A 12927-nucleotide genomic window follows, 5' to 3' on the forward strand; every position below is an offset into this window, starting at 1 on the left:
CGTTTCCGCCGTAGAAACAGACGCTCCTCCGATATGCACAGCAAAAACACCGGGGGTTATCCCCGGTTTTTGCGAGATGCACTGCCTATGACATTTCATTTTTCGGCAATATTTCTGGTTGACCGTAGCAATCAGCCGTCAAAGGTCTGGCAATGAACCACACAGCACAAAACGGGCAGGCCCTCCCGGTACAATCCCGCCCGGCCATTGCCGAATGGTTCCCAATTCTCATTGGCCTCATCGCACTCTATGTGCCCACCTGGGTCGATCTCTCCAGCACCATCTGGGCCACCGAAGCCCAGGCGCACGGCCCCATCATCCTTAGCGTCGCCCTGTGGTTTTTCTGGAAACAGCGCCTCGTGATTCACGAGATGGCGGTAGCGCCTTCAAAGGCCGGCTGGCCGCTCTTCATCTTCGGCTTGCTGCTCTACGCCATCGGCCGTTCGCAAGACATCCTGCTCTTTGAAGTCGGCTCGCAAATCATTGTCATCGCCAGCCTGCTGCTCATCCTGCGCGGCTGGGCAGCCCTGGGCGCTGCCTGGTTCCCGCTCTTCTTCCTGCTCTTCATGATCCCGCTGCCCGGTGCCTTCGTCGATGCACTGACGCTGCCCATGAAGATGGCTGTCTCCTACGTCGCCGAAAACGTCCTCTACTCGGTGGGCTACCCCATCTCGCGCACCGGCGTCATCCTGCAGATCGGCCAGTACAAACTGCTCGTCGCTGACGCCTGTGCCGGCCTGCAAACGCTATTCACGCTCGAAGCGCTTGGCCTGCTCTACCTCAACATCGTTCGCCACGACTCCTTCTTCAGAAACGTCGCGCTGGCCATCCTCATCATTCCCATCTCCTTCACCGCCAATGTCATCCGCGTCATGGTGCTGACGCTGATCACCTACCACTTCGGCGACGAAGCAGGGCAGGGCTTCCTGCACGGCTTTGCCGGCATGGTGCTGTTCATCACTGCGCTGCTGATCATCATGGGCGTTGATTCGCTGCTGCAACTCGGCGAAAAGCGCTGGCGTGGACAGGCTGTCGTGAACAAGGTGCAAGCATGAACCTACCGCTCCGCAACATCATCCTGCTCGTGCTCATGCTGGCCAGTGCTGGCCTGGCCGTCGCCATGCGGCCAACGAACAAGATCGCTGACCAAGGTCCAAAAGTGGAACTGGAAACCATGATCCCGCGCGCATTTGGGGTTTGGAAAGAAGAGCTGCAGCCTGCTACGCAGATCATCGATCCACAGCAAAAGGAAATGCTTCAGAAAATTTATACCCAGACACTCTCTCGCACATTTGTCGATGAGTTGGGTAACCGAGTCATGCTCTCGATTGCCTATGGAGAAGATCAGCGTGATTCCGTTCAGTTGCACTATCCCGAGGTTTGTTACCCCGCTCAAGGTTTTGTCGTGCTTTCCAATGAAATTGGCGTTTTGGAAACGGACTCGGGCAACATCCTGGTCAAACGACTTTTGACCAAATTGGGAGGCAGAGTTGAGCCTGTCACTTATTGGACAACCTTGGGTGACCAATTAGTGCAAGGGGGACTGAACACCAAGTTGACCCAGCTCAAATTCGGTTTCAGGAGGCAAATTCCTGATGGCCTGCTATTTAGGGTTTCAAGCATTAATCAGGACACAGAGAGCGCCTACGCTATGCAGCAGGATTTCGTTCGCGCGCTTATTACTAGCCTTTCCGAAAAAGATAGGCTAAAACTGACTGGCTTGCCAGCGAACGCTGGTCAGAAATAAAACGATGGTTGCGCGTTTTGGAAATGTTCGAGTCAAGCGGGGTCTCCTGAATTTTTTCATCGGCAAGAGCGTCTCTGCCGTTGGTGGATTGCTGGCTATGGTGCTTGTCGTCCATGGCCTGTCAATTGGCGATTTTGCGACATATTCGATTCTGGTTGCCCTGGTTGAAGTTTTTACCGCAGTCTCTGGTCTTGGGCTTACCCACGTCATCCTGCGATACGTGCCTGAGTTGTATGCAAGTTACCAGGCATCTGCTTTACGATTTATTGTTCTTGCCGCCTTTGGGCTACGTTCTATCGTGCTCGTTTGTGCGCTAGGCGTCGCTTGGTTATTTTCCGACAGCATTGGTTCCTGGATCGGGGTTGGTAACGCTATTCACGCGTTGGAGGCCTTTCTGCTCATCGTGGCACTCAGGTCGACCAATCAGTTCCTATCCCAAATATTGGAATCCATGCTGCATCAAGGCACTGCTCAAACTGCATTTTCTCTTATAGCAGTAGGCAGGTGCGTTGGCATGTTGTGGCTCACGAATAGCAATCAAGTCATGTTGACGGATGTCATCTGGCTTGAGGTTATCTGCGAGGCTGGAGCAATGTGTGTAATGTTGTTCGGCATTTTTGATTCACTTTGGTCCAAAAAGTCCAATGGCGACGAGAATGTGGATGACGATTGGCACAATACCAATCGAACCGAGGTTATCCGGTTTGCTACTTCGGCGTACCTGCAGCATCTGGCGACCTTGCCGTTCGGGGGCAATACGAACCGACTGGTCGGTGGCGCAATGTTCGGCAGCGTGATGATGGCAAGTTTTGGTTTTGCGCTCTCTCTCTACGAGTATGCAAAGCGGTATCTGCCTACCCAATTGTTGATCGGTCTTATTCGGCCAATTGTCGTAGCGCGTTATACGACAACACGCAACTTTTCTGTTGCTGCCGGTTTGTGTGAGCAATCGCTACAAGTCAATCTGGTCATCCTGACTGCAATGCTTGCAGTACTTCTGGTTTGCGGCGAGGAATTGCTTGGTCTCATTTCGGGGGGGAAGTACGTGGAGCACAGCGTTGTGCTGTTATGCGTGCTACTCGTTTTTCTTGGGCTTGAAACGCAGCGACTGGTACTTGAAGTCCTGGCGCAAATGGTTGACCACTACGAAATATTGATTCCAACAAATCTTTTCTTGTCGCTGTCGGTAATTGGTGGCGTGGCCGGATATGCCTTGCTTGGGGCAGTCGCATTTCCAATCGCGAATCTGCTAGCACTTGTGATTGCCAATTATTGGACTGCCCATAGGCTTGCCTCCATGGGCTTTCGATATTCCCACGATTGGGCTGGAACTGGCTGGTCGTTAGTGGTCTTCCTGATTTCGGTATTAGCAGGAAAGCTCTGTCAGTACGCAGGGATTCACTGGAGTATTTCTCTACTAGTTACGCTCATGGTTTTTGGTCTTTTGTTCTTGAAAATTCAATTGAAACCGACGATACGCTTTGCCCGCGAATTGATCGGTGAAAAGGCATAACAGGAAAGGTTCTTCGTATGGAAGTTGGAATTTTGACAATGCATAGAGTGCTGAACTATGGCTCATTTATGCAGGCGTACGCACTGAAGAGCGTGATCGAGTCTTTCGGCCATCATGTGACATTCAGGGATTTCAAAAATGGCGAACCGCGCCACAAAGGCAAGAAAGTCAGTCCCCCCGGCTTTCTTGACAAGGTCGCCAAGATTCCTCAGGCAATCGCCGATCTCGAAGGAACACTGAAGAAACGTGCTTTCCGGCGAAAGTTCAATAATTACTTCAAACAGACTTGCTGGGGATTGCTTGAGGTGCCACAGGAGCCTAACCATGGCCTCGTTGCGGACGCGGTGGTTATTGGCAGTGACGAAGTGTTCAATTACACCCAGAACCACGCTTTTGGCTACGTGCCATGTTTGTTTGGCCATGGCATCAATGCGCCCCTGATACTCAGTTATGCACCGTCAGCTGGTTATGCTAATGCCAAAGATGTGGTCACCGATGGCATGGTGGAGGAAATCGCTGCTGGCTTACGTCGCATGAAGCACGTTTCAGTTCGGGATGAAAATACGCGACTTCTGGTCGAGCGTTGTACAGGTGAGTCGCCTACCCTAGTTGTAGACCCGACGCTGATTTTCGACTTCGACGACGTCATGCCGCAAGAGCGCGTAGTTGAAGGTAACTACATCCTCGTCTATGCGTACGAGGGACGGATGGATTCGGTAGAGGAAATCCGCGCAGTCAAGGATTTTGCCGCCCAGCATAAATTGAAGATTGTTTCAGCTGGTTCCTATCACGCATGGTGCGATGAGAATATTGTCGTCTCGCCCTTTGAGCTTTTAAAAGTCTTCAAGGATGCCGCGTTTGTTGTGACCGATACTTTTCATGGCAGCATTTTTTCGATGAAAAATGCCAAGCAGTTCGCGACATTCGTAAGAGACGATAATCCGCTCGGCAGCAATGCCAACAAGGTGCGCTATCTATTGGATCAATTCGGCATGGGGTCAAGAATCGTCAATGACCTCTCCCTCATGGACCAGATATTAACGACGCCGGCACCCTACGACGTTTTCAATGAACGTTTGCTTGGCCTACGGAAAACATCGCTCGATTTTCTGAAACTAGCGTTGGCCGAAGGGGCTGCCTGATGTCATATAAAACCCTTGTCCTTCGATATACACCGGCAGCGCTTCATAAGCTGCTAAGAGATATGTATTTCGCAGTCAAGCTGCTGCCAGGGCATGCCTACGACTATCGACGGTTCTTGGCTTACTCCGGCTTGAACAAGAGCCGCGATTCACGGTCGGAGCGCGCAGCCAGAATCACGCTTTATTACCATCAGGTCGAGAAGGGATTGAGCCTTGCTTCGCCCCGTGCGGGCTTTGGCATGAACGTCATTCCCGGCTTGCTGGATGATGTGGATGCCTATCTGGGGGCATATGGCATTACCGATCCTGCAACTACTGCGATATCAGCTTTGCAAGGTTATCTTGACTATCACGAACGTATTGGGCATCCAGCGGACTATGTGCGTAATCGACTATCTGTAATTTTCGACAAGTACCATATTCCCTTAGAACAGTCTCAATCCTGGGCTGGCGGAGTCTTGCCCCTTAGTCGAGCCGGATTGCTGGCAGCGCGGAATGCTGGATTTAAAAGCTTCTTTGAATCCAGATACAGTGTCCGGCAGTTTGCCGGCGGGGTAATCCCAGAATCAGATATTCGAAGCGCGGTCGAAACTGCACAAAAAACACCATCGGTTTGTAATCGTCAGTCTTGGCGCGTACATGCCTTCTCTGATGCCAAGCAGATTGAACGTTTGCTTGCTATCCAGAACGGCAGCCGGGGCTTTGGTGACCAGGCATCTGTCGTACTGGTCGTTACCTCGGAACTGCGGAGTTTCCTCGGGGTTGCTGAGCGTTATCAGCCCTGGATCGACGGTGGAATGTTCGCAATGTCCCTGTGCCTTGCCTTGCATGATTTGGGATATGGAAGCTGCTGCCTTAACTGGTCAAAGGAGTCGGGCGACGACAAATTGATGCGCGCCGCCGCAGCCATTCCGCCGTCCGAACAAATCATCATGCTGCTGGCCGTGGGCATTCTCCCTGATGAGTTTAGGGTTGCGCGTTCATATCGACCCTCGGTGGATCAGATTCTCGTAATGCATGGCGCCTGACTAAGCTTGTCGAGAAATGCGAAAGACCGCGTGATGTTGAATATCAATAGTGACCACTACGACGGGCGTTACCGCGCCTATGGGCTGTTATGGCGCCGCGCTGAAAATGCGCCATCCTCCGGAGGTCTTCGTTGATTACTGAAGGCAGTCTAAAAGGCGGCGGCATGAGTTGGCGTGTTCTTTCCCGAAAGAAACTCGCCAGCCAAACCAATATCCGTGATCTGCCATTGATCTCCGGTCTGCTGACTTGCGCAGTATTGTTTGGCTGGCTTGCAAGTACTGCCAACCCGGTCATGATCGGCCTTGGCGTAGGCCTTGTTGGCGGCGTGTTCCTGTTGTTGGCACCGAAAGCTACGATCTGGTTGGTGCTCTCTTTGGGGCTTTCATCCGGAGCCTTGCTTTCACTTGGTGGGCAAGGCCTCGACAAAGTGTCCTGGGCGATAGCATTGATGGCTTTCCTGCTGTGGCTACCGGCATTAATGAAACTGCTGCGTAGTCCGGACGTACCCCTGTTTGTCTGGCTTGCGCTAGTTTTTGTCCTTCAGGCAAGTTTTTCGACGCTGCTTGAGTGGTCGTCGGCCGGCGAATTCATTGTCGGGTTTAAACGCTATTTTCAGATGCTTGGCTTGATGTTGGCTTTTGCCACGCTCAGTATTACCTCACTCGATTTTCAGCGCTGGCTGAAACTGTTGCTGGGGATTGCCTTGCTGCAATTGCCCTTTGCCATATACGAACGTTTTGTTCTAGTACCCCAACGCGGGGCGAGTGCCGAGGCGATGGACGTCGTAGCGGGAACGCTGGGGGCGAATTTGCTGGGCGGTAGCCCAAATTCAGTAATGGCCCTACTTGTATTGCTGGCGTTTGTATTTGTCCTGATGCGGTGGCGTGCGGGACTGCTGTCAACCTGGAAATTCGCCGTAGCAGGCCTGATCTTGCTTGCACCGCTCACTCTGGGCGAAACCAAGATCGTCGTTGTCATGATTCCGCTGATGGGTGTGGTGGCTTTGCGCAGAGAGTTCTATACAAATCCATTCCGTTTTTTGCCGGCTTTCATTGTGCTTGGCCTGATGACCGTAGCAATGGCTTATGTCTATGTTTTTTTCATATTGGACAGCACGTTTTCAGATGTGATCAAAGCGACATTGAAGTACAACGCGGGTACTCAGGGTTACGGCAGCTTGTACCTCAACCGTTCGACCGTAGCGAGCTTCTGGTGGTCGATGCAGGGCTGGCATGACCCTCTCGGATTCCTCTTCGGTCATGGCTTGGGCAGTTCCTATGGAATTTCCGGAAGCGCGGGCCATATTGCAGCACGTTATCCGATGTACGGTATTGGACTGACAACGATATCGACCTTGCTTTGGGATGTCGGCATGCTTGGTTTTGTGTTGTACACATCGGTATTTGTTGCGGCCTGGCGTGCCGCCAACCGACTCTGGAAGAGCACTCGATCTCAAGTCGTTCGAGCCGATTTGCTTGCCATCCAGTCTGCCATTGCATCGTTTTTTCTCTTTTCGTTGTATTCGGATAGCCAGGTCAATTTGTTGCCTATGGAACTCATCGTCGCCACCGTGATCGGGTACCTGGCTTTTCTGTTGAGACAAAACAAGGCTGATCTTGTTTTGGCCGCCCGGGTGACCCAATGAAGCCCGACAGCCTGCGTATGCACTTGCTCTATCTCACCGCAGAACAGTGGCCGACTTTTCGCCCCGATGTTGTCGCTTTGTTCGGAAAATATTTGCCTCGCCACGGAGTGACATCGGACTTGGTGACTGAGCGCGATATTGCCAGCACAGGTCTGCCGGATGTGCCATGGGGGGGCGGTCAAGCCCGGTTATGCCATGTCCCGCGCAATCGCGCTGGCCAGTATGTCGTCAAGTTCTGGCACAACCTGCGGGCGCTGATCTCGATAGATGCAACAAAATACGATGCGATTCAGGTACGCGATATGTCGGTTACGGCGCTGGCTGGGCTTGTCGTAGCAAGGATGAAGGGTATCCGCTTTTTCTACTGGTTGTCGTATCCGCAATCAGAAGGACAGATCGATCGCGCCAAGGCCCGTGGACTAAAGGGCGGAATGCGTTTCTGGTTCCCGCTAATACAGGGCACCTTCGGCAAATGGTTGTTGTATCGGATTGTGTTGCCGAGGGCTGACCATGTCTTTGTGCAGAGCAATCAGATGCAATTGGATCTGGCAAAACAGGGTGTCCCCATGTTGCTGATGACACCGGTCCCCATGGGTGTGGATACTGAAACCGCCAGCCCCGAGAGTATTCAACCAGCCGATGATGCGCGCCTCACAGGCAAGCGTGTGGTGGCTTATCTTGGAACGCTTGATCGAGTCAGGCGGATCGAAATCCTGTTTCAGATGCTTGCCCTAGTCAAACAACAGATTCCCAACATTCTCTTGGTTCTGGTTGGTGATACTGAGGACGCGTCACATCGTGACTGGTTGAAGCGAGAAGCTGAACGTATTGGTGTGGCCGAATATGTACTCTGGACCGGATGGTTGCCTGTAACAAAGGCTTTGAGCTATGTAAAAGCTGCGGAGGTTGGCCTGTCTCCTTGTCCTCGAGGTTTTTTGCTTGACATGGGTTCCCCCACAAAAGCGGTAGAGTACATGGCGCTGGGGGTGCCAGTGATCGTCAATGACAATCCAGATCAAGCGCAAGTGATAGCAGAAAGTGGAGCTGGGTTGTGCGTCTCTTTGGAAAGCAATGCTTTTGGGGATGCTGTGGTTAGCCTCTTGAATGCGCCAGAAATGAGGCGAGCAATGGGTGAAAAAGGACATCAGTATGTTACGGGTAAACGAGGATACAACTGCATTGCTGAGATGGTGGCAGAGGTCTATCTAAGTCTTCGCAGAAGCACAACTCCTATGCTTGAGGCTGCCAAATGAAAATATTCACATTTCTCTTACTCGCGTTGTTTTCATTTGCGGGTGTGGCAGCGGAACAATGGCTTCCAGTCAAAGATGTATCGCTTGTCGTGGAGTCAGGCAGCATCCTCGATTTTTCCGGTCTGCTTGCTCCGCGCAAGGCTGTCCAGAGTCCAGTCGTGGTAAGCCTGAAAGGGCAGTTTGCATTGCAAGACAAGCCATCGCAACCACAACGGTTTTTGATGGCTTCACTTGGTTTTGGAGTGGCTACCGGCTCTTTCCCAGATCACGCCATGGCCGACCTTTATGCCAGGCAATTGCGCATGCACGGCTATAACATGGCGCGCCTCGATTTTGTCGAAGCGACCCTGATGTCTCAACGTCGCGCCGATTTCGATTTTGACCCGGACCAACTGGATCGTTTCCATTACTTGCTTTCCGCGCTAAAGCGGGAAGGTATTTACTACATTCTGAATGGGCTCACTTCCGACAATGCTGCTTACGGCAACATCAAGGAACGCTGGATTGACCAACGTCATGCCAAGTTACGGGTCTATTTCGATACGGAGGCGCAGGCGCACTGGAAACAGTTGATGGCCCGGATGCTTGGCTCGATTAACCCTTATACCGGGGTTAGCACGCTGACTGATCCGGCGCTTGCCGGATTGATCATGGTGAATGAAGGTGGGTTGGCCTTTGTTACACGCCATGGCGTCCCTAAGGAACTACGACCGGTTTTTGCTGATTGGCTACGAAAAAAATACGGTAATCAGGCGGCGCTGGCTAATGCATGGAAAGGCGAACTCAGGTTAGGTGAGTCGCTAGAGACCAATACGGTAGGTTTTCCCAAACCAAACGCTTGGACAAGTCTGCGTATGGCAGATACTCAGCAATTTTTTGTCGAGTTGGAAAAAAATACCGCCGACTGGATGACCCAATATCTCAGGCTGTTGGGTTACAAAGGCTTGGTGACCGCTTATGACAATTGGCTCTCGCCCGCCGCGAATGTGTCTCGTGGGCAGTTCGCTTGGATTGATCTCCATAACTATTATTTTGAACCCACCAAATTTTCTACAGTTGGCTCGATCATGCGGCAGGACAGCATGCTTGAGGGTGGGGCCAAGTATGTCGCTGAACTCGCTGCCGGCAGACATCTTGGGAAGGCATTTTCGGTTGCTGAATATGGGCAGGTTTTCTGGAACAAGTATCGGCGCGAATCGGCCCTTGCTGTGCCGGCGTATGCGAGTTTTCAGGGATGGGACATGATCGCCCAGCATGCTGGAGCAATCGATCTCAGCTACGCCGCACCGGGCGGGCGAAAAGATGCGATTTATCCCTTTGTTATTGGCCTGGATCCCATCGCGCGTGCCAATGAAACGCTGGCAGCATTGCTTTTTCTTCGCGGTGACGTAGCGCCATCCCGGTACATGCTGGGGGTTAAATTGAACCCCGGCTTTGTGTTTGGCGAGAATGCATTTTTGAGCCATATACCGCTCGACATTTCACGACTGGCTTTCGTGACGGGTATCGGGCTGGATTGGCAAGGGCGCGCGGAGGCTACAAGTAAATACGACGCTCAAATTGAACCCGGTAACAGCAGTCTCAAGGCTTCCGGTAAGGCAATTCGGAGCGGGCAAAGCTTGGTGGCCAGTGTTGAAACCTTGGCGCGTGACTATGCAGGCAACCTCGCGCCCCAATTCAACAAGACGAATCTGGTCGTTGACGACCGTTTCAAGAGCCGGGTGGAGTCCTTACGCAAGGCTGGGTTGATCGATTCGAGCAATCGCACCAATCAGGTCAAGGGCTTATATCAAAGCGACACGGGACAGTTGCTCCTGGATAGTCAGAACAAGCGTTTCACTGTGGTGACACCGAATACTGAAGCGGTGGTATTCGATACGCCGGAGCCAATTGCACTCAACTATCTCAAGGTTGAGGAGGCCGACGGGCCGGCGCTAGTTTCGGTGTCGTCGATGGATGGCCTTCCTTTGAGCTCCAGCAAGCGAATGTTGATTGTTCTGGCAACGGATGCGCGCAACAGCGGGATGCGTTTTTCTGATCCGGCTGAAACCACGCTGCTTGATTTAGGCAAGAAACCAGTGCTCATTCGGGCTGTGACGGTCAAGCTGAAACTCAGAAACCGGAATGCGGCGCAGCTAAAGGTGTATTCGAACAATCTGCGTGGACAACGCGGCGATACGATCCCGGTAGCCTGGGAAGCCGACGGCATCAGCTTTGTGCTGGATACGGCCAGTCTGAGCCATGGGCCGACAACCTATTTTGAAATCGTCAGTCAGGAGTAGTCGTGGATTCCATCGCAATTGTTGTTCCTGAGCTATTACCGGTCCCACCCGTACGCGGCGGTGCCGTCGAGCATTGGGTGGATGAAGCAGCGCGACGCATGGCATCGCCAGACCGCCGATTGGCGATGGTTTCCCGACCGGCCGGCATTGCAGGGCACGGTACGATTGAGTACATCGGTATTCCATGGACACCGCTGGAGCGGTTCTTTCACCACATCAAGGAGCGCGTGACCTGGAAGAACCCGTTGCGCTATCTGGCCAAGATACAGAATGTCTTTTCGTATGGCCGGCGGGTAGCCAAAGTCGTGCGTGATTTCGATGTGGTTTATCTGCACAACGAACCCAACATTCTTTTGTTCCTCGATAAAAAGGCGGGCCAAAAGATTGTGTTGCACATGCATAACGATCATCTCTCCGCGCGGCTTTTTCGCCCGTTTTACCGGCGAGCCCTGAACAAAGCTCACCGGATTATCTGCGTCAGTGACTATATCCGTCGCTGCGCCGTAGCGTCTTTTCCTGAATATGCGGACAAATTCAGCGTCATCGTCAACTCGACCGATCCGGAAATCTTTCGTCCTTATGGCAACGAAGCGCTGGAAGCGCTTGCCGGACTGGTCTCCCTTGACCCGGCCTGCCGATACCTGCTTTATGTAGGGCGGCTGACCGAGGTCAAAGGTGTCCATGTCCTGATCGAAGCGTTTCAGAAAATCCACGCCAGGATGCCGAATACCCGCCTGATCATTACCGGCTCGTCATTTTTCGGGGGGGCCGCCAAGACGGCGTATGAGCAAAAGCTGGTCAATCTGGCGGAACCGGTCAGCGATTCCATCGTATTCACCGGGTTCCTGCCACACGACAAGTTGCGTTATCTATATTCGGCAGTGGATGTTGTCTGCCTCCCTTCAGTCTGGCAAGACCCTTGTCCTTTGGTGGTTTTTGAGTCCTTGTCGTCAGGAAGTTGTCTGGTGGCTTCTCGGGTGGGTGGGGTGCCAGAAGTAGTCGTCAGTGGTGAGGATGGCATTTTGGTGGTGCCCGATGATCCTGATGGCTTGGCTGACGCGGTTTGTGACGTGCTGGCTCATCCGGAGAAGAAAGCAGAAATGGAGCGGCGTGGTCGGGAAAAAGTGATGCGTGCCTATACTTGGGAACGACTGGTAATCGAATTAGAAATTATATTAAACGACTGAAAAATAGTGTGGCGTTAAATTAGAAATGAATACAAAAAATAATGCAAGATTGGATTATCTAGATGTGTTACGCGGCTGGGCGGCTATAGCGGTTTGCGTCCAACATATTCTTGGTTACGTCTATCACACATATAACTCTACTCACCCTATGTATTCAAGTGTTAAATTTATCGTTGCTGAATCCGTCGATTTAGGGAGGTTTGGCGTTATTCTATTTTTCCTAATCAGTGGATTTATAATTCCAAATAGTCTAAAGCCAGGTGCTGGGGCATTAAAAAAGTTTTTTATTAGTCGCTTTTTTCGACTTTACCCTGCTTATTGGGCAACTTTGCTCCTGATTCTTATTTCAGTGGCGAGTTTTGAAAGCTCTCAGCGGCAGTATTCGAACTTTGATATATTTGCAAACGCAACAATGATGCCTAAATTATTTGGGATTAATGAGATGAGTGGGGTTTTTTGGACCCTGTTTATTGAGTTGGTTTTTTATGGGTGCTGTGTAATATTATTTCGATTAAAATTACTCGATAAGGCATGGGCGGTTGGCCTTATCGCCATCAGCATGAATCTGACCACACCCGTTGCCATTGGGCTGAACAAAATATTTCAACTGCAGTTGCCGGTTCAATTTATTCTATTTCACCTATCTTTTCTTTTTGCTGGAAATTTGTTGAGGCTGGCTTTTGTTCAGAAAAACAAAACAGCTGGGTGGTTTGCTTGTGCCTATATTCTCCTAAATTTCCTGACGGTACCAATTTCGTCCGGGATTATTTTCCCCGTTCCTGCAGCTATCGAAAAGGGGTTTGTGATGTTTACGCCTGAAGCGGTGATTTATGCCTATATTTTAGCGGTGGCTATATTTATATTTTCAATTGCATATAAATCACTCAACAGTCGGATCGTGTCAGGTTTGGGTGAAATAAGTTATTCGCTTTACCTTATGCATATGCTCTGCTTTGCATTTGTTGCGAAATTTATTTCGCCTGAGACTGTGTACGGTTTTTTTATTTATATAGCTGTTAGTTCGATACTTTGTTACATGGTAGCCAAGCTTTCATTCAATTTAATCGAAAATACTGCTGTGGTTTTTGGTCGACAACTAGTTAAAAGCCGAGGGTACGCCTAATGATTA

10 protein-coding genes are annotated in these 12927 nt (G+C 51.4%); all 10 read left to right on the forward strand.

The window, feature by feature from the left end:
- Positions 1–152: 152 nt before the first annotated feature.
- The 10 genes from xrtB (at position 153) to KI610_RS10420 (ending at position 12921) form a co-directional block, all read left to right on the forward strand.
- Positions 153–1055, forward strand: a complete 903-nt coding sequence (gene xrtB / locus KI610_RS10375; protein ID WP_226494903.1) for an exosortase B — start codon at positions 153–155, stop codon at positions 1053–1055.
- On the forward strand, positions 1052–1747 hold the full coding sequence (gene epsI / locus KI610_RS10380; RefSeq protein WP_226494904.1) for an exosortase-associated protein EpsI, B-type: 696 nt from the start codon (positions 1052–1054) through the stop codon (positions 1745–1747). Before xrtB ends, epsI begins: the two co-directional genes overlap by 4 nt.
- 4 nt (positions 1748–1751) lie before the next feature.
- Positions 1752–3260 carry a polysaccharide biosynthesis protein gene (locus KI610_RS10385; RefSeq protein WP_226494905.1) on the forward strand — a complete coding sequence of 503 codons (1509 nt, stop codon included), beginning with the start codon at positions 1752–1754 and terminating at the stop codon, positions 3258–3260.
- 17 nt (positions 3261–3277) lie between these two features.
- Complete coding sequence (locus KI610_RS10390; protein WP_226494906.1) at positions 3278–4402, forward strand: polysaccharide pyruvyl transferase family protein; 1125 nt, start codon at positions 3278–3280, stop codon at positions 4400–4402.
- Positions 4403–4464: 62 nt separating this feature from the next.
- Positions 4465–5430 (forward strand): nitroreductase family protein, encoded by a 966-nt coding sequence (locus KI610_RS10395; protein WP_226494907.1) that lies wholly within the window; start codon positions 4465–4467, stop codon positions 5428–5430.
- 131 nt (positions 5431–5561) lie between these two features.
- A complete protein-coding gene (locus KI610_RS10400; protein WP_226494908.1) occupies positions 5562–7076 on the forward strand; it encodes a hypothetical protein in 1515 nt (504 codons plus the stop codon).
- Positions 7073–8329 (forward strand): glycosyltransferase, encoded by a 1257-nt coding sequence (locus KI610_RS10405; protein WP_226494909.1) that lies wholly within the window; start codon positions 7073–7075, stop codon positions 8327–8329. Before KI610_RS10400 ends, KI610_RS10405 begins: the two co-directional genes overlap by 4 nt.
- The gene (locus KI610_RS10410) at positions 8326–10611 is read left to right on the forward strand and encodes a hypothetical protein (protein ID WP_226494910.1); all 2286 of its coding nucleotides are present in this window, start codon (positions 8326–8328) and stop codon (positions 10609–10611) included. The genes KI610_RS10405 and KI610_RS10410 overlap by 4 nt, the downstream gene beginning before the upstream one ends.
- Before the next feature lie 2 nt (positions 10612–10613).
- Complete coding sequence (locus KI610_RS10415; RefSeq protein WP_226494911.1) at positions 10614–11798, forward strand: glycosyltransferase family 4 protein; 1185 nt, start codon at positions 10614–10616, stop codon at positions 11796–11798.
- 25 nt (positions 11799–11823) lie between these two features.
- Positions 11824–12921 (forward strand): acyltransferase family protein, encoded by a 1098-nt coding sequence (locus tag KI610_RS10420; RefSeq protein WP_226494912.1) that lies wholly within the window; start codon positions 11824–11826, stop codon positions 12919–12921.
- Positions 12922–12927: the final 6 nt, after the last annotated feature.

It is taken from the genome of Ferribacterium limneticum (assembly GCF_020510565.1).
Taxonomy (GTDB): Bacteria; Pseudomonadota; Gammaproteobacteria; order Burkholderiales; family Rhodocyclaceae; genus Azonexus; species Azonexus limneticus_B.

Excerpts from the sequence above, each read along its gene's own strand:
- xrtB (WP_226494903.1), top strand. The coding sequence starts at position 153 with ATGAACCACACAGCACAAAACGGGCAGGCCCTCCCGGTACAATCCCGC.
- epsI (WP_226494904.1), top strand. The coding sequence starts at position 1,052 with ATGAACCTACCGCTCCGCAACATCATCCTGCTCGTGCTCATGCTGGCC.
- KI610_RS10385 (WP_226494905.1), top strand. The coding sequence starts at position 1,752 with ATGGTTGCGCGTTTTGGAAATGTTCGAGTCAAGCGGGGTCTCCTGAAT.
- KI610_RS10390 (WP_226494906.1), top strand. The coding sequence starts at position 3,278 with ATGGAAGTTGGAATTTTGACAATGCATAGAGTGCTGAACTATGGCTCA.
- KI610_RS10395 (WP_226494907.1), top strand. The coding sequence starts at position 4,465 with ATGTATTTCGCAGTCAAGCTGCTGCCAGGGCATGCCTACGACTATCGA.
- KI610_RS10405 (WP_226494909.1), top strand. The coding sequence starts at position 7,073 with ATGAAGCCCGACAGCCTGCGTATGCACTTGCTCTATCTCACCGCAGAA.
- KI610_RS10410 (WP_226494910.1), top strand. The coding sequence starts at position 8,326 with ATGAAAATATTCACATTTCTCTTACTCGCGTTGTTTTCATTTGCGGGT.
- KI610_RS10420 (WP_226494912.1), top strand. The coding sequence starts at position 11,824 with ATGAATACAAAAAATAATGCAAGATTGGATTATCTAGATGTGTTACGC.